General features: G+C 54.3%; 17 protein-coding genes. 7 read left to right on the top strand and 10 right to left on the bottom strand.

The annotated features are described in order from the left end of the window. Nucleotides 1-359: 359 nt before the first annotated feature. Nucleotides 360-1,664: a D-amino acid dehydrogenase gene (locus F8R23_RS05170; RefSeq protein ID WP_129934463.1), complete on the top strand. Its 1,305-nt coding sequence runs from the start codon at nucleotides 360-362 to the stop codon at nucleotides 1,662-1,664. A gap of 72 nt (nucleotides 1,665-1,736) precedes the next feature. Next, nucleotides 1,737-2,810: a catabolic alanine racemase DadX gene (gene dadX / locus F8R23_RS05165; RefSeq protein WP_129934464.1), complete on the top strand. Its 1,074-nt coding sequence runs from the start codon at nucleotides 1,737-1,739 to the stop codon at nucleotides 2,808-2,810. Between the two features lie 3 nt (nucleotides 2,811-2,813). Here dadX and F8R23_RS05160 read toward each other — a convergent pair whose 3' ends face one another. From F8R23_RS05160 to F8R23_RS05130, 7 genes are all read right to left on the bottom strand, one after another. Next, nucleotides 2,814-4,007 carry a multidrug effflux MFS transporter gene (locus F8R23_RS05160; RefSeq protein ID WP_099064245.1) on the bottom strand — a complete coding sequence of 398 codons (1,194 nt, stop codon included), beginning with the start codon at nucleotides 4,005-4,007 and terminating at the stop codon, nucleotides 2,814-2,816. A 109-nt stretch (nucleotides 4,008-4,116) separates the two neighbouring features. Further along, nucleotides 4,117-4,677, bottom strand: coding sequence for a 3'-5' exonuclease (locus F8R23_RS05155; protein ID WP_151415356.1), 561 nt, complete (start codon nucleotides 4,675-4,677; stop codon nucleotides 4,117-4,119). A gap of 62 nt (nucleotides 4,678-4,739) precedes the next feature. Next, nucleotides 4,740-6,458 (bottom strand): ABC transporter permease subunit, encoded by a 1,719-nt coding sequence (locus tag F8R23_RS05150; protein WP_151415354.1) that lies wholly within the window; start codon nucleotides 6,456-6,458, stop codon nucleotides 4,740-4,742. Then, on the bottom strand, nucleotides 6,458-7,966 hold the full coding sequence (locus F8R23_RS05145; protein ID WP_151415352.1) for an ABC transporter substrate-binding protein: 1,509 nt from the start codon (nucleotides 7,964-7,966) through the stop codon (nucleotides 6,458-6,460). Before F8R23_RS05145 ends, F8R23_RS05150 begins: the two co-directional genes overlap by 1 nt. A gap of 18 nt (nucleotides 7,967-7,984) precedes the next feature. Beyond that, nucleotides 7,985-8,767, bottom strand: a complete 783-nt coding sequence (locus tag F8R23_RS05140) for an ABC transporter ATP-binding protein (protein WP_390901287.1) — start codon at nucleotides 8,765-8,767, stop codon at nucleotides 7,985-7,987. A gap of 13 nt (nucleotides 8,768-8,780) precedes the next feature. Further along, nucleotides 8,781-9,590: an ATP-binding cassette domain-containing protein gene (locus tag F8R23_RS05135; protein ID WP_151415349.1), complete on the bottom strand. Its 810-nt coding sequence runs from the start codon at nucleotides 9,588-9,590 to the stop codon at nucleotides 8,781-8,783. Between the two features lie 317 nt (nucleotides 9,591-9,907). After that, nucleotides 9,908-10,390: a hypothetical protein gene (locus F8R23_RS05130; RefSeq protein ID WP_151415347.1), complete on the bottom strand. Its 483-nt coding sequence runs from the start codon at nucleotides 10,388-10,390 to the stop codon at nucleotides 9,908-9,910. Nucleotides 10,391-10,561: 171 nt separating this feature from the next. On the opposite strand from F8R23_RS05130, the gene F8R23_RS05125 reads away from it, so the two are divergent. Both F8R23_RS05125 and F8R23_RS05120 read left to right on the top strand, forming a co-directional pair. Beyond that, complete coding sequence (locus tag F8R23_RS05125) at nucleotides 10,562-10,855, top strand: hypothetical protein (RefSeq protein ID WP_129934471.1); 294 nt, start codon at nucleotides 10,562-10,564, stop codon at nucleotides 10,853-10,855. Between the two features lie 430 nt (nucleotides 10,856-11,285). Continuing rightward, nucleotides 11,286-13,403, top strand: a complete 2,118-nt coding sequence (locus tag F8R23_RS05120; protein WP_151415345.1) for a TonB-dependent siderophore receptor — start codon at nucleotides 11,286-11,288, stop codon at nucleotides 13,401-13,403. Nucleotides 13,404-13,455: 52 nt separating this feature from the next. On the opposite strand, the gene F8R23_RS05115 is transcribed toward F8R23_RS05120, so the two are convergent. Continuing rightward, the gene (locus F8R23_RS05115; RefSeq protein ID WP_012145459.1) at nucleotides 13,456-13,632 is read right to left on the bottom strand and encodes a GhoT/OrtT family toxin; all 177 of its coding nucleotides are present in this window, start codon (nucleotides 13,630-13,632) and stop codon (nucleotides 13,456-13,458) included. Nucleotides 13,633-13,854: 222 nt separating this feature from the next. On the opposite strand from F8R23_RS05115, the gene F8R23_RS05110 reads away from it, so the two are divergent. From F8R23_RS05110 to F8R23_RS05100, 3 genes are all read left to right on the top strand, one after another. Further along, nucleotides 13,855-14,013, top strand: a complete 159-nt coding sequence (locus tag F8R23_RS05110) for a YqaE/Pmp3 family membrane protein (protein WP_006322621.1) — start codon at nucleotides 13,855-13,857, stop codon at nucleotides 14,011-14,013. 335 nt (nucleotides 14,014-14,348) lie between these two features. Beyond that, the gene (locus tag F8R23_RS05105; protein WP_112348420.1) at nucleotides 14,349-14,906 is read left to right on the top strand and encodes a GNAT family N-acetyltransferase; all 558 of its coding nucleotides are present in this window, start codon (nucleotides 14,349-14,351) and stop codon (nucleotides 14,904-14,906) included. A 157-nt stretch (nucleotides 14,907-15,063) separates the two neighbouring features. Then, entirely contained in the window at nucleotides 15,064-15,753 is a 690-nt protein-coding gene (locus tag F8R23_RS05100) for an alpha/beta hydrolase (RefSeq protein WP_129934473.1), read from the top strand. Nucleotides 15,754-15,815: 62 nt separating this feature from the next. Here the strand turns inward: F8R23_RS05100 and F8R23_RS05095 are convergent, their stop codons facing one another. Together F8R23_RS05095 and F8R23_RS05090 are read right to left on the bottom strand one after the other, a co-directional pair. Further along, a complete protein-coding gene (locus F8R23_RS05095) occupies nucleotides 15,816-16,418 on the bottom strand; it encodes a type 1 glutamine amidotransferase family protein (protein WP_129934474.1) in 603 nt (200 codons plus the stop codon). Nucleotides 16,419-17,269: 851 nt separating this feature from the next. Further along, nucleotides 17,270-18,538, bottom strand: a complete 1,269-nt coding sequence (locus F8R23_RS05090; protein ID WP_099064231.1) for a YeaH/YhbH family protein — start codon at nucleotides 18,536-18,538, stop codon at nucleotides 17,270-17,272. Nucleotides 18,539-18,578 lie beyond the last annotated feature (40 nt).

The following is an 18,578-nucleotide window of genomic DNA, read 5'->3' as shown; positions in this document are numbered from 1 at the left end:
CTTATGTCTGCAAAACGTTATCTTAGATAAATGCGGTTTTTGTAGTTTTATATTCTGTATTGATGGCGCTGTTTCATTTTTATATTCTGTTAAATCCCTGTTGCGTACCCTGGCTTTTCTTGTCGATAGCAATGCTATCATTGACATCATATTAGCCGCTGTTTCGCTCTAAAACTGGCCTTTCACAACATCTTATCGCTATTTATAGGTAGCTATTGCAAAAGACCCAGCCATGAACGATAAATTAAATGTGAATGTTGTCACGTTTATTGACGAAGATGTTGGACGGATTTTTCCACTGAGTTAATTTCCTGTGAGCAGAAGATTATGCTTTGTGATGCCTTGAGCTGGAGTCAGCGATGCGAGTGGTAATTTTAGGTAGTGGAGTGGTAGGGGTTGCCAGTGCCTGGTATTTGGCGAAAGCGGGCCATGAGGTGACGGTGATCGATCGTCAACCCGGTCCGGCGATGGAAACCAGCGCGGCGAACGCTGGACAGATCTCTCCGGGCTATGCGGCTCCCTGGGCTGCGCCTGGCGTCCCGCTGAAGGCGGTTAAATGGATGTTCCAACGCCATGCGCCGCTGGCGGTTCGTCTAGATGGCAGCAGCTTCCAGTTGAGCTGGATGTGGCAGATGTTGAAAAACTGCAATACCGAACACTACATGACCAATAAAGGGCGCATGGTGCGCTTGGCGGAATACAGTCGTGACTGTATCAAGGCGCTGCGTCAGGAAACGGGTATTCAGTACGAAGGCCGACAGGGCGGTACGCTGCAACTGTTCCGTACCCAGCAACAGTTTGAAAGTGCGGCCAAAGATATCGCGGTATTGGAAGATGCCGGTGTGCCCTACAAACTGCTGGAAGCCAGTCAGTTGGCCAGCGTTGAACCTGCGTTGGCGCAGGTGGCACATAAGCTGACCGGCGGGCTGCAACTGCCTAACGACGAAACCGGTGACTGCCAACTCTTTACCCAGCAACTGGCCAAACTGGCACAGCAGGCGGGCGTGACCTTCCTGTATAACCGCAGCGTTGATCGCCTGCTGGTGGAAGGGGACAAGATCAGCGGCGTGCAGTGCGGCGGTGAAATCTTCAAAGCCGACAGCTACGTGGTGGCCTTTGGCTCTTATTCGACTGCGCTGTTACGCGATCTGGTGTCGATCCCTGTCTATCCGTTGAAAGGCTACTCGCTGACCATTCCAATCACCGATGAGTCTGCGGCACCGTTCTCAACCGTGCTGGATGAAACCTATAAAATTGCCATTACCCGGTTCGATCAACGTATTCGCGTCGGCGGCATGGCGGAAATTGTTGGTTTTAATACTCAGTTGGAGCAAAAGCGGCGAGAGACACTGGAGATGGTAGTACGCGATCTTTACCCTAACGGTGGACGGGTGAGCGATGCGACCTTCTGGACCGGTTTACGCCCGATGACGCCGGACGGTACGCCGATTGTCGGCAAGACCTCGCTGAAAAATCTTTTCCTGAATACCGGACACGGCACTTTGGGCTGGACCATGGCTTGTGGCTCCGGGCAGCTGCTATCCGATTTGATTTCCGGTATCACCCCGGCCATTCCTTCAGACGACCTGGGGGTGGCGCGCTACAGCGCCGGATTTCGTAGCCTCTACACCGGCCCCTTGAACGATGTGCATCCCGCGCGTTAAACATCCTGATTTATCATGTTATTGTCACGGGCGTTGGCCCGTGACTGTATTCGCCAGCCCGTAGGAGTGCCCATGCCTCGCCCGATTTCCGCCACGTTGCACCTTGGCGCCTTTGAAAATAACCTGCAGGTGGTTCGTCGTTTTGCCCCTAACGCCAAAGTCTGGTCGGTGGTCAAGGCCAACGCGTATGGCCATGGTATTAAACATGTCTGGCGCAGTCTGGCGCAGACCGATGGTTTTGCCTTGCTGGATCTCGCCGAAGCCATTTTGCTGCGCGAGTCCGGCTGGCAAGGACCGATTTTGCTGTTGGAAGGGTTTTTCAAACCGCAGGATATTGCCCTGCTGGATCACTATCGTTTAACGACGTCGGTACACAGTGACTGGCAATTGGCGGCGATCGCCGAAGCCAAACTCTCTGCACCGCTGAATGTTTACCTTAAAGTGAACAGCGGGATGAACCGTCTGGGGTTTGCGCCGGAACGTTTGCACTCTGTGTGGATGAAAGCTCAGGCGATCGGCAATATTGCCAGCCTGACGCTGATGAGTCATTTCGCCACCGCTGACGGCCCACAGGGCGTTGAGGCGCAAATGGCCACCATTGAACAGGCTGCAGCGGGTATCACTTTGCCACGCTGTCTGGCCAACTCGGCCGCCACGCTGTGGCATCCGGAAACGCATGGCAGCTGGGTACGACCGGGTATCGTACTGTATGGTGCTTCACCGAGCGGCCAATCGCGCGATATTGCCGCCAGCGGTCTGCAGCCGACCATGACGCTGAGTAGCGAAATTATTGGTATTCAAACACTGAAGCCCGGCGACCAGGTTGGTTATGGCTGGCGTTACCGCGCCGAGGGTGCGCAGCGTATCGGTGTGGTGGCCTGTGGTTATGCCGACGGTTATCCTCGCCATGCACAGACCGGTACACCAGTCTGGGTAGAGGGTGTGCTGACGAGAACGCTAGGCACGGTTTCGATGGATATGCTGGTGGTTGATCTGACGCCTTGCCCAGATGCGGGTATTGGGGCGGAAGTAGAGCTGTGGGGGCGACGCCTGCCGGTTGACGATGTCGCCGCCGCGGCAGGCACGCTGGGTTATGAATTACTGACGGCCCTGGCCGCCAGAGTACCGGTCATCACCGAGGCATAAGCCTCAGGCAATTTTCTTCAACTGACCTTTTATTTGCTTGCTGCGCTGCCGTGCGTGCAGTGCCAGCAGGCAACCCACCAACATAACCAGCGCCAACGACAGCTTGGGTTGCAACGGCAGTGCCATCGCCAATAAGCCCAGGCCTGCACCGCCGGCCATCTGCACAAAACCGACCAACGCAGAGGCCACCCCGGCCTCATTGGAATACGGCTCCAGCGCGTAGCTGGTTGCCGGGCCCATCACAAAGGCCAGCCCGGCGCAGGCGCAGGCCACCGGCAACATATAAGCCAGCCAATGGGTTTGTGCCGCGCCGGACAGCAAGGACACGCCCAGCAGCAATCCGATACAACCGACACCCATCAAAATTCCGCCGGTCGCCAGGCAGACCGGACGTCCGACCTTGTGAATAATACGGTTGGCGAAAAAACTCACCAGCATGATCCAAAAGCCGTTGGCACCAAACACCAGCGAGAATTGCAACGGCGTCAGCCCGGCGGTGCCCATTAACACATTGGGCGCCAGTGAGACGTAGGTTAACGCCATGCCCATGGCACCGGAGTTGACCACGGCAAAGGACAGAAAGCGGCGATCGCGGGCGATGCGGGCATATTGTCGCACCGGCAACCCTTTGACGCGCACCGTATCCGCCGGGCGAGTTTCCGGTAGACGCAGGGCGATCAGTACCAGCACGGCCAGGGCATAACACACCAGGAACCAGAACGGCGCACGCCAGCCAAAGGCTTCTGCCAGCAGTCCGCCAAGCAGCGGTGCCAGAGCAGGAATAATATTCAAGGTGCCGTTGAGAAAACCAAAGGCACGGGCCGCATCGTCGCCGTTCATCCGATCGCGCACGCCGCTGAATGCCACTACGGCGGTGCAACAGACCGCCACACCCTGCAGCAGGCGTGAGGCCACAAACATGGTTGGCGTGGTGGCCAGCGCCGCCATGGCTGCACCAATCATGTAGATCACAATGCCGGCCAGAGCCACTGGTTTACGGCCGTAGTTATCCACCAGCGGGCCGGCGATAACCTGTCCAAGGCCCAGCACCAGGATGAACAGGGAAATGGTGGACTGGATCAGCGCTTCACTGCTGTTAAGGCCAAGAGCGATAGCGGGGATAGTCGGCAGATAGAGATCGATACCCAGCGGGCCGAGCAGCACCAGGCTAAGAAGCAGAAACAGAAATTTTTGCATAACAAAAACAGCACATCCAAGTGACAAAGAGGGCTAGAGTAGAGATTCTGGCGCTAAATGGAAAGAGGCAAAGCATAAGCCTGCCAAGGGGATGCCAGTCTTGTTCTATTCAGGGTACAGGGGCTTTGCGATAGTAAAGTGCCGATACCGTGTCCGCCACATAGCGTGCCTGATGTTTGGCGTCATCCAATGCCCGATGAGGCGTTCCTTCGAATGCCCGTTCTTTCTTGGGGTTAAAGCCCAGCATTTCGGCCAGGGTGATCACCGTGCGCACATCCTGCGTATCCCAAAATTTCCATGGGCAAGGCATTTCCAGTTGCTGGAAGGCATGCTCGAGGATTGTACAATCGAACTCCTTGCCGTTACCCCAGACTTTGACCTTGTCGGTGCTGTTCATATGAATAAACCGACTCAGGTTGGTTAGCGCGCGTTTAAGACTCTCTGTGCCACCGAAAGCCAGTTTGCGCGCTTCGTCTGATTGTTTCGCCCACCAGGTAACGGTGTCCAGGCTGATGGTTCTGCCAGGCTGATCTTTTTGGCTGCTGACGGCGTTTTCAAACTCCGCTCCGAGCTGACCGGTTTTGGGATCGAAAAACACGGCGGCGATCACCAGGATCACCGCGCTGGGTTTTATATCCAGCGTTTCAATATCTAACATCAGGTGGTGCATGGGGTCTCCTGGCAGGTTGAAGTATCGCCTAATGTTACTACAAACCGGGCGAGGATGCGCCGTCAGCCCCGACGGTTACCGGCAGTATTTGCCAGCGTTACTGCGAGCACTGCCAGTAATATCAGTGCGATCGCCGGTGCCAGGACTCCCCAGGGCGCCCGTTCGAGATAAGGCATGCCTTCCGCCAGCACCAGCCCCCATTCTGCACTGGGTGGCTGCGGCCCAAGACCAAGAAAACCCAGTGCCGCCAGCGCCAGCGCAATGCCCGGCAGACGCAACATGGCGTGGCGCAGCAGGGGAGCAGAGAGCGCCGGCAGCAGGTAGTGGGTCAGCGTGCGCCATCGGCCGACGCCCAATACCGGCAACATGCGGATATAGGGCTGCGTGCGGGCTTCCGCCAACAACGAAGCACAATGGGCGGCCAGCGGAGCCCAACTGACCAACATCACCGCACAGGCGGCACCGTAGGCTGAAGGGCCGCTAATGGCGACCACTAACAGGCCAGCGACGATTGGCGGTGTAGCGTTGGTCAGTTCAATCACCCCGCACATCAGACGTGGCATCAGCCCGAACACTATCCCGAGGAACAGCGACGCGAAGCTGACCGCCAGCGCCAGCAGGCTGGTATTCAGCGCACCGTAAGCGACGCGTGCCAGAATATCGCGGCCGGTGGCGTCCGCGCCGAAGGGCAGATCCAGGCTCGGCGGTTGCAGGCGGATATGCAGTGACGAGAGCGGATCGCGGATGATACCGCTCAGCACCAGCAGACATAACAACAGCGCGGCGCCGGCGGCGAAAAGGTAACTGATTTTAGTGTTGTGCTGCGGCGGTGCCGAATTGGGCAAGCTTGCCGCTATCCGGCCCAGCAACAGATAATGCGCACCCTGTGCCAGAAGCCCGGCGCTGAAGGCAATCAACAACAGGATCAGAATGCCGCACTGCAGTGCCGGCAGGTCCTGCGCAATGGCGGCACCCAATGTTGCTCTACCCAGGCCGGGAATGGCGAACACTTTCTCGACGGCGATGGCACCGCCGGTAAGCCCCACCAGCACCAAACCGATTTGTGGCAACAGGGCGGGGAGTGTGCGACGTAACACCGCCAGCAGACGCTGCCGCCGGGAGATGCCGGCCAGGCTCCAGGTGATCAGCCAGCGTTCGCTGAAGGTGGCGGTCAGGCCGTCACTGAACAACAGACCCAGCAGGCCCCCGGCCGGCAAGCCTAACGCCAGGGCTGGCAGCACGACATGTCCTAGGCTTTGCCAGCCATAGGGAGGAAACCATTTTAACCAGACGGCACCGACAATCAGCAACAGCGCCGCCAGCAAAAACTCGGGCAGGGCAGTCAGCGTCACTGCCAGAACCCCGGCAGGACGGTGAGGGTCACCCTGTATGCCGCGCCACAGGGTTGGCAACGCTAGCATCAATGCCACCAGCAGCGCTATTGCCAACGCGTAGCCCATCAATGTCAGAGAAACCCCGGTTGCCTGTAGCATCCCCTCCAGCACCGGACGGCCGGAGATCCAGGAGTTCCCGGCATCGCCGTGCAACAGCCGGCTAAACCAGCGGCCAAGCAATATCAGCGGCCCGTCGTCCAGACCAAAGCGCTGCCGAATGGCGTTCAGGGCTTCTGGCGTGGCCTCCTGTTCAGCCGAACGGGCCCGCAGCAGGCTGAGCGCCGGATCGCGACCGGACAGCCAGGGCATCAGGCCGACCAGCGTTATCATTGCCAGCAGGGCAAACAGGCGTGAGGCCAATGGTAATAGCCGCTGTGCCAGTGTCATCAGGGCTGTCCGCTGGCGATCCGGCTGCGTGGTGTCACCAGCAGGCGTTCACGCGGGTCGCGTTCGGCGTTCTTCATGGCTGCGGCCTCCCCCTGGATCACTCGTTCATGCAATAAAGGGATCGCCGCATGGGTCGCCAGAATACGATTTTCTGCTGCGATGATCGCCTGACGTCGGGAGGCACCGGCCGGGATCGCGGCGGCGTAGATCAGGGCTGCGTCCACCTGCGGGTCGCACAGTTGGGCGATATTGAACGAACCCTGGCAGGCGAAATCGCTGTACATGTAGGCCAGCGGATCGCCGGAGTCCAGCACCGTGGCGCGTGACAGAATAAACGCGTCGAATTTGCCCGCCAGCGCATCGGCTTCAATATGTGCATATTCCCGCACTTCCTGTTTCACCACAAAACCGGCGGCGCTGAGCTGTTGCGCCAGATAAACCGCGACCTCCGGCAACTCGGCGCGATCGCTGAAGGTGGCCAGGGTGATGGCTTTTCCCTTCAGCGCCGTAATTGGCAGCAGGGGCTGCGGCTGTCGCAATGGTGCGGCCCAGGGCAGCGCTGGGCCCAGTAGCCCGCTGGCGACATCGGCACGGCCCTCGTAGACGTTATCCACCAGGGGTTGGCGCTGAATGGCCGCTGCCGCCGCAGCACGCACCGCCGGATCGCGGAAGACCCCGACCCGGGTGTTCAGATACAGCGTGTTGGTGCGTGGCATGGGCACTTCATGGATCAGTTCTGCTGCAATCAAGGGCAGCTGTGATACGGGCAGTGCTTCAACCAAATCGGCACTGCCGGTGCGTAGCGCGGCGGCGCGGGCTGCGCTGTCCGGCACAAAGCTGACGTCGATGCCTGGCGCTGCGGCTTTTTCGCCCCAGTAGCTGTCAAAACGGTTTAGCCGCGCGCTGCTGGTTCCGTTGATTTCTGTCAGTACAAAGGCACCGGTCCCGGCCTGCAAGGGATTAACCACGCCGTTGGCAGCGTAAGCTCGCTCGGCGAGGATGGCCAATTGTGGGCTGGACAGCCGTTGCGGCAGCAGAGGATCGGGCACCGCAGTAGAGATAAGCAGGGTGTGATCGTCTTCTGTGCTGACGGATAACTCAACGCCGTCAAGGATGCGAGGTTTTGGTGCGGCGTTCATTGCCGCCGAAAGTGAACGTACGACACTCTGCGCCGTCATAACGCTACCGTCATGGAAGCTGACTCCCGGGCGCAACACAAAGCGCCAGCGGTGTTGATCGATTTGCTGCCATTCGGTGGCCAATGCCGGTTCAGCATCGCCGTTGGCGTTCAGCACGACCAATGTTTCAGCATTGCTCCAGCGAGAAAGTTTAAACGCGTCATCGCTCAGTGGCGTGAGCCCGGAACGAGGCGGTTGTAGCATGGCCAGCCGGATGCGTCGTTCTTCATTGGTGCTTTCTTTCGGTTGTGTAGGGTCAAAGCAGCCGCCAAGCAGCAAACTGCCGGCAAGCAGGCAGCCGGTGGGACCAATAAAGCGTGGGTTCAACATGAAGTATTCCTCAGAATATCAAGGCTGGAAAAGGGTGGGCAGTGATGGGATTGCGGCGATCAGATCGCGGGTAGCGGCATGCCGTGGACTGTTCAGCAGCTCAGCGGTTGGGCGATCTTCCACGATGGCACCGCACTCCATCACCAATGTGCGTTGGCATAAAGCGGCGACCAGCGAAATATCATGGGAGACAAGCAGCATGCCCATATTTTGCTGACGAGCAATCCGATCGAGCAGGCTGATGATCTGCTGACGCAGCGGCAGATCCAAACCGCTGACCGGTTCATCGGCGATTAAAAAGCGGGGTTGCAGCGCAATAGCTCGCGCCAGCGCCACCCGTTGCGCCTGCCCGCCGGAAAGCTGGCCTGGGCGGATGTAAAGCAGACGCTCCTCCAGCTCAACCTGTCGCAATGCCCGTTCGGCGGTGATACCCAAATCCTGAGAAGGAGCAAGTTGCCGCAGAGGGGCGATAATCAGTTCGGCTACCGTGTGACGAGGGTTGAGTGAAGCATGGGCATCTTGCGGCACGTACTGCACCAATCGCCGGTACCAACGCAAACGGTGCGCTGGGGCTGGGCGGACTGCGCTACCCTGGCAATGAACATGACCGGCGTCCGCTATCTCCAGAGCCAGCAACAATTTAAGCAGGGTGGATTTACCGGCACCTGAGCAGCCCACCAACCCGACGCGATCCTCCGCGTACAGATTCAGGTCGGTGGGTTTCAGCCCGCCGGACTGTGCTGAATATTGCCGACAGACTTGTTGCAGGCTGATAAAGGGCAGCGTCCTGCTGACTGACATGTTATTCATCTCGTTAACCGGCCAGACTTAACGGTGATGCCTGGTCGAAGGTTGGGCACTGTGCCGTGGCAACCAACTGCTGGGTATAGGGATGAGCAGGGTGATGCAGTAACTGTTCGAACGGCCCCTGATCGGCAATTTCGCCCGCCACCAGGACAATGGCTCGCTGACACAGGTTGGCGGCGACGGTGAGATCGTGAGTAATAAACAGCAATGCCGGGGCGTGGGGGCGTTCGGTGTAACGCTTCAGGATAGCGATCAGTTGATGTTGACTGACCATATCCAGTGCGGTGGTGGGTTCATCTGCGATCAGCAGGCTTTTCTCACCCACCAATGCCAGTGCTGCGCAGACCCGCTGGCACTGGCCACCTGACAGTTGGCCGGGATAGCGGGCCATTATGAGCTCTGGCGGCAAGCCTAATGCGGCCAGCAACTCGGCGGCACAGCGTTGTGCCTGTTGTGTTTTCATCTTGCTCTGGCCGCGTAACGCCAGGATTAACTGCTGGCCTACGCGGGTCAGGGGATTGAGACCGGTGAAGGGATCCTGGAAAATAGCCGCCAACGCAGGTCGTTTGCGCAGTTGCAACCGTTGACCGCTGATTTCTTGACCCTGAACTCGGATTGAGCCACTGACTTGTGCGTTGTTGGGCAATGTTCCCAAAATGGCCGCGGCAGTTAGGGATTTGCCTGAGCCCGATGCGCCAAGCAGACACACTCGTTCGCCGGGATACAGAGTGAAATTCAGGTTGTGAATTTTGACCTCACCGTCAAGCGACAGCGTCAGGTGTTCTACGGCGAGTAACGGTGGGGTTTGGCTTTCCATTGATGCGTCTATGTAAAATGTTTTGATATGTAATAACATAACATTCACGAGGCTGAGATGACCAGCGGATTTATGAAATACTTAGAAATAGTTTAAAACAGGGTAACCAAGGTATGATGCTCAGGGTTCTGTTGTCAGGTTGGTCTAATCGGTGAGAACGCTTATCTTCATTTTGTGCATGGCTGGGTATCTGGTGGTACTAGGCTACCTTGGTATTTTTGTCACTGATAAGATCTGTGAGAAATCCAATAACTACACCAAGGTGTGCCGTCTGGTCGATATCTCGGAGCCGCATATCCCAAAGTAAATGCCGGCAGTCAGCCAAGATAATCGGTGGTGATCAAAGGTGTCAGTAAGCCGGACAACGCGGCCAAGGTTGTCCACTGTCGCCATCCTAAGCGCGCCAACCAATCCTGGCGCAGCGGTGGGGTAGCCAGTTGGCCTACGGCCACCGTACCGGTAAGCAACAGCGTCAGAAAAATAAACACCAGCCCACGACTCCACGCATTGAACTCGATATGCAGTACATTGGCGTAATACAACCTCATCAAAATGTAATAGGCCAGCATCACCCAGGCGAAATGCGTGCGTTTTTTCAACACATGATAAAGGATAAACGCGATGAAAACGCTGTGGCCCACGGAGATCAGTGGCGTTTCAATCGGGCGTCTGACGCAACCGTTATACACCGCCAAATAGATATTAAAGATCAACTGTGCATAGATGGTATATATATACCAGCCATAGGTGATTTTGAGTTTTTTGGGCGTGGGCGGGGTTGGGCAATAGTCCGGTATCATTGGAGCCTCCTGAGCTGACTAGCGTTATAACATCCAAAATCTAAATGAAATTTAAACGCCAAACAGGCTTTATTTTACCCTAAACCTGGAACTAATCAGCACTTGTCAGGTCTGTTTAAACCGCAATGTTCAGGGTGTTTTTAAATTGATTTGTGGTGGTAATTTACTGATATGAAAGATTATAAAAACGATCGCGCCGCAGTGTATCTGCTGATAATCACCCTGGGACTCTATTTTTTCCTACCGCCGGTGCTGGTGGCTATCGTTTTCAACTGGTTAAATCTAAACCCGTTTACCATTATTCGCTTTTGGCATTTTAATCCGTTCGGCGCTGCCCGTGGTATTCCCCTCTATCAAACCTTTATATACGCATTAAGTTTGTGGGCTATAGCGAATATTCTGCTGGCGCTCATTCTGCTGGGAGCGGGGCGTCTCTATACCTGGTTCGTCAGAAAGTCTCGGTGAACACCACCAACTACTGCCGAAAGGGGTAGATGGAAAGCGCCTTATGAAGGATAATGATAGTCGTTATCACTTTCAATCACCAGTAAAGGTTAGAGGATTGTCTCCTTATGCGCTGCCTGTACTGGCAATAAATTGCTCACATTGCTTCCAGTTTGTATGCCAGCCTGGCGCTGGAATTTTTTTGTTATTGATTTTCAGAATAATACTTCACACTCAGCCCGGTCCTTTCCCTGCGGTCAATTACTTTGCCCGCTCATAAAAAGTTTGCTCATACTTGAAATTCTTTATCGATAAAGATAATAATTATCATTAATATTTCCTTTTCTTTACATGCGCAATACCGATAGTTCCTTCGCCCCTTCGTCAGCCAGCGTTGCTGACGGGGCCCCTGTCGGGTGCGGTTTAATGATACTTACCAGGGATTACCGGCATGCCAATGTTTTTTTCTGTCAAACGGTCGCGTGTTTTATGCGCTTTCGCGATGTTTCTGCCACTGACTTCGTTAGCTGAAGATACCCTGGTGGTCACCGCCAAACCCGCCGATACGGCTGAGGCTGCAACCCAGGGTTACCAAGCAACGACCAGTCAGGGAGCCACTAAAACCGACCAGCCGCTGATCCTGACGGCGCAGTCCGTTTCGGTGGTTACACGCCAACAGATGACCGATCAGAACACCCAGACGGTGAATGATGCACTGAAATATACCCCGGGTGTTTTCACCAATTTCTCCGGCGGTGCGACACGCTATGACACCATTGCATTGCGTGGTTTCCACGGCGGAGATGTTAATAACACCTTCCTCGATGGCTTGCGTCTGTTAAGCGATGGCGGCACCTATAATGCCTTGCAGGTTGATCCCTGGTTTCTGGAGCGTATCGACGTCATCAAAGGGCCGTCTTCGGTGATGTATGGGCAAAGCATTCCGGGTGGGCTGGTGGCCTTGACCTCCAAGCGGCCGCAGTTTGCCACGCAAGGGCAGGTTAACCTCTCGGCGGGCAATAACGACACCAAGGGCGCGGCTTTTGATGTGACCGGCCCACTGTCGGACCAGTGGGCTTATCGTTTGACCGGGATGACGCGCAGCAGCGACACCATGTATGACCACCAGCGCGAAGAGCGCTATGCCATTTCGCCGTCATTGCTGTGGCAGCCGGATGAAAATACCTCATTGTTGCTGAAAGCTTATTTGCAAAAGGATCCGTCCGGCGGTTATCACAGTGCAGTTCCGGCAGATGGCAGCCTCTATTCCAGCTCAGGCGACAAGCTGGGGCGCGGATTCTTTGACGGCGAGAGTAGCCGTAACGTGTTCAAACGCTGGGAGCAGATCTACAGCTATGCCTTCTCGCACAGCTTTAATGACGTTTGGTCATTCCGACAAAATGCCAGCTATACCCATTCCAACGTTGAATTGCAGCAGGTGTATCAGATTGGCTGGGATCAGGACCATCAGTTGCTGAACCGCTATTACAGCGGCTCGGCGACCTCACTGGATGCTTTCGCCGTCGACAATCAGCTGGAAGCTGACTTTGCCACCGGGCCGCTGGATCACCGGGTGATGCTGGGTCTGGATTACCAGCGCTTTCGTAATAACCTGTGGGACGAGTCTGCCGGAGCCTCTGAACTGAATCCTTATACCGGCGTGTCCGGTGGTGCGGGGTTGACCAATCTGACGCATACCGACTCCAGACGTCACTATCAGCAGACCGGCGTGTATCTGCAGGACGAAATCAGCCTGCAGAACTGGTATCTGAACCTGTCTGGCCGCTTTGACCGTATAGAGTCAAAAAATACGGTGCTTAATACCGGCACCAGTGATGAACGTCGCGACGATAACTTTAGCGGCCGCGCCTCGTTGCTGTACCGCTTTGACAGCGGTTTCTCACCTTACGCCAGTTACAGCACGGCAGTGACGCCAGAGGCGCTGTCCGATCAGAACGGCCATATGCTCAAGCCGAGTACCAGTGAGCAATACGAGGTGGGCTTGAAATACCAGCCACCGGGCAGTTCATCAATCTACAGCGTGGCGCTGTATGATCTGACACAGAATGATGTCGCCAACCGTGTGGTGCAGCAAAGTTATTATCTACCCGCCGGCAAGGTACATTCTCAGGGAATTGAACTGGAGGCTCGCAGCAAGATCACCGAACGTTTCGATCTGATTGCAGGCTATACCTACAACAAGGTGAAGTTCAAAGATGCGATTGACGGTAACAACGGCAATACGCCGTATCTGGCCCCGGACCAAATGGCCACACTGTGGGGTAAATATGCTGCTGCCTACGGCGTAGATGTTGGCGCTGGGGTACGTTATATCGGCAAGCAATGGGCGGATAATGAAAATACGTTACGCATTCCTTCTGTGACGCTGGTGGATGCTTCGGTACGGATGAATCTGGACAGCGTTAATCCGTCGCTGAAAGGCGCTTATGTGCAGTTAAACGTGAACAACCTGACCGACCGGAAATACGTTGCGGCCTGTTATGGTTCCGGTTATTGCTATTGGGGGGCGGAACGCTCCGTGGTGGCGACGGTGGGGTACGATTTCTAAGGGAAGGCTGACGACTGCCCCGTCGTTCTTTGGCGGGGCGGTTTCTACAGCGTTAGAACAAAGAGAACATCAACACTACCGGCAGGCTTAAAGGCCAGGTCAGACCAATCGTTAACGCACTGATAAAACGAATCTTGATGGTATCCCGGCTGACCAGGTAGGTAAAAATCATAGAAACCAACAGGCCAATTAAATAAAAGTATTGTGTTGCAACCCACAGCGACGACATGAAACCAATCTCAGTTGTATTTTTAAGCTGTAAATTTTAAGGGCTCAATTCCACATAATCAATGCTTATTAATTCTTTCTTTTATTCGCTCTGTAAAACCACAATATCTGTAGATATATCCGGCTTAAAAGGTTCTATAAGAATTTTCGATGAGAGCGTCATTTGAAAATGTTAAGAGTATGTAATATATTGGAGGCTTATAAAGCAAAATGAGGCGTTATTATGAGCTTTTGGAGAATCGTTTTTACCATCATCCTGCCCCCTTTGGGTGTACTGCTGGATAAAGGGATTGGCGGCGCGTTCATCCTCAACATTATTCTGACCTTGCTGGGTTACTTCCCCGGCCTGATCCATGCGTTCTGGATCCAGACCAAACAGTAGCGCAAAGGGTGACATCGCCAGCTTGCTGGTTTTCCCTCAGCTCAATGCTACCGACCCTGGCGTGGAGACATGCCGGGGTTTTTTAATCTCTGAAGGGCCTAATGAATATTGAGGCCATAGACAAACAGCCATGAAAAAAGCATCGCCAACAGGCCTGCGATAAAAAGAATAGAGATCATTTCCTTCACGTAAAATTCCCTTTTGATTTTGTTTGAATGACTTCTCATTGTTTTTTCATGGAATTTTAGATCGTAATAGGTATAAATCCTAGTTTTAATGTGACGACGTGGCTGATTTGTGGCCAAGATACAACATTAGTATTGGAGGTTTGCCACTTGGACATTCCCGTTTTAACCAGCCGCCGGCTGGTATTGCGTCCTCTGGAACCCGATGATGCAGAAGATATTCAACATTTGTTTCCACATTGGGAAATTGTACGTCTGTTGACCAGCCAAATCCCCTGGCCATATCCTGAGGGGGCCGCACTCGGGTTTATCAACAATGTTGCGTTACCGGCAATGGCAGCGGGTACTGGCTGGTTTTGGTCTATCCGGCGTCACGAAGATCAACGACATCTGATTGGTGTGATTAACCTCAGCCTGGGCGGTAACAGCAATCGAGGTTTTTGGTTAGCGCAGCAATGGCAACGTCAGGGCTTGATGAGCGAAGCCAGTCAAAGTGTCACGGATTTCTGGTTCAATGTGCTGGGGCAATCGGTATTACGAGTGCCTAAGGCAAAAGACAATCTGGCGTCACGTCGCGTTTCGGAGCGTAATGGCATGCGGATAGTCGCCACAGAAGAAAATGACTATATCGGCGGACGCATGCCGACGGAGATCTGGGAAATCACTCGGGCCGAATGGAACGCCAGAAGGGATGTGGCCGCGGGTTAACTATTCGTAGCTATTGCTGAAAACCATGGATGTGAACTATATACAACAGGGCATATAAGGCGTTTTGGGCTTGATACAGATGGCTCTGGAAGGATCGCAGTGCTGTGATGAACGGGTCTGGCGTAACGCCTCCACGTGATAAAAGAGGGAATCTGCCATGAAGGTAAAACCTACTGTAGTCCTGGTCCATGGATTTTGGGGCGGTGCAGCGCACTGGAGTAAAGTCATTACCGAACTGTCACATAAAGGATATCACTCGATTCATGCCGTAGAGATGCCGCTGACATCGTTGGCCGATGACGCAGAGCGCACGCGCAAGATGGTGGCACAGCAGGAAGGTCCTGTTCTTCTGGTCGGCCATTCTTATGGCGGCGCGGTGATCAGCGAAATGGGCAATCAACCTAATGTGGTTGGGCTGGTGTTTATCGCCGCCTTTGCGCCGGATGCCGGCGAAAGCCCTGGTGCTATCACTCAGCAACATCTACCGATCGCAGCGGCGAACCTGGCGCCGGACAGCGATGGCTATTTATGGATTAAAACCGATAAATTTCACGAAAGCTTCTGTCAGGATCTTCCCGCCGATGCGGCACTGGTGATGGCGGTAACGCAGAAGGCACCGCTGGCCAGCACCTTCGGCAATGAAATCACTGAACCTGCATGGAAGCACAAACCTTCCTGGTATCAAATTTCCAGCAATGACCGGATGATTACGCCGGAAAATCAACAGCATATGTCGGCGCGATTGAAGGCTAAGAAAGTGATTACTCTAAATGCCAGCCATGCCTCGCTCGCGTCACACCCACAGGAAATAGCCACTTTTATCGATGAAGCGGCTAACGCCTCGTAAACGCCCATCGTTCAGACCCCGCAACTGCGGGGTTTTTTTATTGCATAGGTCAGATTCGGCCGTTATGTCATTTTGCTATCACCCTCATACCTGGTATTTGGCCTGCGATGTTCGGCTGCATGCATCGCCAGATAGGTTTTGAGATTCTCGTCGCTCACCCCTAAGGTTGCTAAAATCTCGGCCATAAAGCTGACCGGAGCGCTACCGGGGGCGGTGATCACGCGTCGATCGGCTACGGCGTAAGGCACATCCTGATAGTACGCAGCCCCACGATAATTGAGTTGCGACAGGTTTTCCGCCGAATTGGAGGTATGACGGAGGTTATCCAGCACGCCCGCTTGCGCCAATACGCGGGTTCCGTCGCAAATGGCGGCGACAACGATGTTCTTCTCATAGGCCTGTGCAACCAGCCCGGTGATATTGGGGGCCTGTTCTGTCTGCCATGCGGTGCCGCCACAAACGATCAACAGGTCGATTTCATCCAGTTGGATGGCCTCGATCGACAATTGCGGTGTCACCAGCATGCCGCCGGAGGAGATGACAGGAGTCCCCTTGGGTGAGGCAAAACGGGTGTCGAAGCCATAATAGCCACGGCAGGTGGAGTTGATCAGCGCGGTTTCCCAGTCTGAGAAATTCTCGGTAAGAATGGTGATAACTCTTGTCATCGGCGCGTATTTCCCTGTGCATTTGGTCATGGTGCGTGGAGGTTTTCTCCCGCAGGAATACCCAGTCTAACGGCGGCCACTGCCAGTTTCTGTCAGTAGAGTTCGCGATCTAGCATTCTGTTCAGTGAAAAGGTTGAGACCAAAAAAATCCCGCACAGCGGCGGGATTAAGGGATGATATCGAAAGTTGGATGCTGTTGTGATTCTACGGTGTTGTGTGCCATCCATATGACGACAGTAGCGCACCTGAATTTCAGCGACAAGACGATAATCTATAATGCCGCATGTATCAGAATATCCTCATAAAAAATCAGAAGTACTTGCTCAGAGGTTAATTCTGGCTGGTGCAGGAGCCAGTTGGCACGAAGTGGTCATGTGATAAAGGTTATTGAACCACTTCCTTGTGGGGAGGCGTCCTATCGTCGGTTCCGCTTGGTGTTGAAAGTAGTTCCCCTTCTTTGTCGCAAATACATGACAAAGGAAAATACAACAACTGCAATCAAAACGACGATGATGGCGATGGTCAGTAATTCCATGGCACTCACCTAAGATGGCAATTTGGTCCCTCATTAAATAGGATTTTTCCTAACTCACGCAATGGGCATTGGGTCCGTGACACGTAATTAGGAATTACCTTAGCTATCGACGGTATCACCGGACTGGTTGAAAAAACTATGAAATGAATAACAAATTAGCTTTTTATCTCAGGGGTAAAGTGGGGAAGATGTTGAGTTTGTAATGAAGGAGATTATATAAAACCTGAAGTAAATCTCTCCAGTGGAGTTTTTCATTATTCTTCTAAAAGAAAACGGCCGATTAATCTGATTAACCGGCCGTGATTAATAGTACGAGTTATGCTGTTTGCTTATGAAAAAGCTCGCGGAATACCGGGTAGATATCGTCCGGTTCGCGGATATGCTGCATGGCAAAGTTTTCGAATTTTGCCTGTAAATCTTCGTACTCACGCCACAGCGTTTGGTGGGCGCGACGGGTGATTTCAATGTAGCTGTAATAACGCACCATCGGCAGCAGCTTCTTCGCCAGCAGTTCGTGACACAGCGGGGAGTCATCGGCCCAGTTGTCGCCATCCGACGCCTGTGCGGCATAGATGTTCCACTGTGCCGGGTCGTAACGCTCTTCAACCACTTCATTCATTAGCTTCAGCGCACTGGAAACAATGGTGCCGCCAGTCTCCTGCGAGTAGAAGAACTCCTGTTCATCCACTTCCTTCGCCTGGGTATGGTGACGGATGTACACCACATCGACGTTTTTATAGGTTCTGCTCAGGAACAGGTAGAGCAGAATATAGAAACGTTTAGCCATGTCTTTGGTCGCCTGATCCATCGAGCCGGAAACGTCCATCAGGCAGAACATCACCGCCTGGCTGGAAGGTTCGGGCCGACGCTCATAGTTCTTGTAACGTAAATCAAAGGTGTCGATAAAGGGCACGCTTTCGATTTTTTTACGCAGCTCGGCAATTTCCTTACGCAGCCGTTCCTCTTCCAGCAGTTGCACCGGTTCGGTGTTTTCCATCTGGGTGAGTTCATCTTCCAACTCATGTAAAGCGCGCCGTTTCCCGGCGGTCATGGCGGTGCGTCGCGCCAGTGAATTCTGTAACGAACGAACCACGCTGATATTGGCCGGCACGCCGTTGGCGGTGTAGCCGGCTCTATGGGTTTTGTACTCGGTGAGCTGCTTATACTGGTTCTTTTTCAGGTTTGGCAGCGCCAAATCTTCAAACAGCAGATCAAGATACTCGTCCTTGGAGATCTGGAAGACAAATTCGTCCTCGCCTTCACCATCCTGGCTGGCGTTACCCTGGCCGCTGCCTCCACCGCCGCCGCCCTGTGGGCGCTCGACGCGGTCATTCTGGACAAAATGATCATTACCTGGATGAACGCGGTGACGTGTGCCACCGCGACCCTGATGAAACATCGGTTCGTTGATATCGCCAGAGGGGATCGAGACTGACTCCCCGCTGTCTACGTCGGTGACCGAACGCTTGTTGATGGCTTCGGCAATCGACTGTTTGATTTGCGACTTGTAACGACGCAAGAAGCGCTGGCGGTTCACCATGCTCTTGTTTTTGCCATTAAGCCGTCGGTCAATAAAATACGCCATACTTCCCCCAAACGACGTTGCCAACTTTCTACGCCATCTC

Origin of the sequence: Serratia proteamaculans, from assembly GCF_008830365.1 — a bacterium.
Lineage (GTDB): Bacteria > Pseudomonadota > Gammaproteobacteria > Enterobacterales > Enterobacteriaceae > Serratia > Serratia proteamaculans.
This window is presented reverse-complemented; position numbering and strand designations above follow the sequence as displayed.

What these genes read in the sequence shown, in the direction of transcription:
- F8R23_RS05140 (WP_390901287.1), bottom strand. Translation starts at nt 8,767, where the DNA reads ATGTCAGTCAGCAGGACGCTGCCCTTTATCAGCCTGCAACAAGTCTGT.
- F8R23_RS05155 (WP_151415356.1), bottom strand. Translation starts at nt 4,677, where the DNA reads ATGCACCACCTGATGTTAGATATTGAAACGCTGGATATAAAACCCAGC.
- F8R23_RS05120 (WP_151415345.1), top strand. Translation starts at nt 11,286, where the DNA reads ATGCCAATGTTTTTTTCTGTCAAACGGTCGCGTGTTTTATGCGCTTTC.
- F8R23_RS05170 (WP_129934463.1), top strand. Translation starts at nt 360, where the DNA reads ATGCGAGTGGTAATTTTAGGTAGTGGAGTGGTAGGGGTTGCCAGTGCC.
- F8R23_RS05135 (WP_151415349.1), bottom strand. Translation starts at nt 9,590, where the DNA reads ATGGAAAGCCAAACCCCACCGTTACTCGCCGTAGAACACCTGACGCTG.
- F8R23_RS05160 (WP_099064245.1), bottom strand. Translation starts at nt 4,007, where the DNA reads ATGCAAAAATTTCTGTTTCTGCTTCTTAGCCTGGTGCTGCTCGGCCCG.
- dadX (WP_129934464.1), top strand. Translation starts at nt 1,737, where the DNA reads ATGCCTCGCCCGATTTCCGCCACGTTGCACCTTGGCGCCTTTGAAAAT.
- F8R23_RS05090 (WP_099064231.1), bottom strand. Translation starts at nt 18,538, where the DNA reads ATGGCGTATTTTATTGACCGACGGCTTAATGGCAAAAACAAGAGCATG.
- F8R23_RS05145 (WP_151415352.1), bottom strand. Translation starts at nt 7,966, where the DNA reads ATGTTGAACCCACGCTTTATTGGTCCCACCGGCTGCCTGCTTGCCGGC.
- F8R23_RS05095 (WP_129934474.1), bottom strand. Translation starts at nt 16,418, where the DNA reads ATGACAAGAGTTATCACCATTCTTACCGAGAATTTCTCAGACTGGGAA.
- F8R23_RS05100 (WP_129934473.1), top strand. Translation starts at nt 15,064, where the DNA reads ATGAAGGTAAAACCTACTGTAGTCCTGGTCCATGGATTTTGGGGCGGT.
- F8R23_RS05110 (WP_006322621.1), top strand. Translation starts at nt 13,855, where the DNA reads ATGAGCTTTTGGAGAATCGTTTTTACCATCATCCTGCCCCCTTTGGGT.
- F8R23_RS05130 (WP_151415347.1), bottom strand. Translation starts at nt 10,390, where the DNA reads ATGATACCGGACTATTGCCCAACCCCGCCCACGCCCAAAAAACTCAAA.
- F8R23_RS05150 (WP_151415354.1), bottom strand. Translation starts at nt 6,458, where the DNA reads ATGACACTGGCACAGCGGCTATTACCATTGGCCTCACGCCTGTTTGCC.
- F8R23_RS05115 (WP_012145459.1), bottom strand. Translation starts at nt 13,632, where the DNA reads ATGTCGTCGCTGTGGGTTGCAACACAATACTTTTATTTAATTGGCCTG.
- F8R23_RS05125 (WP_129934471.1), top strand. Translation starts at nt 10,562, where the DNA reads ATGAAAGATTATAAAAACGATCGCGCCGCAGTGTATCTGCTGATAATC.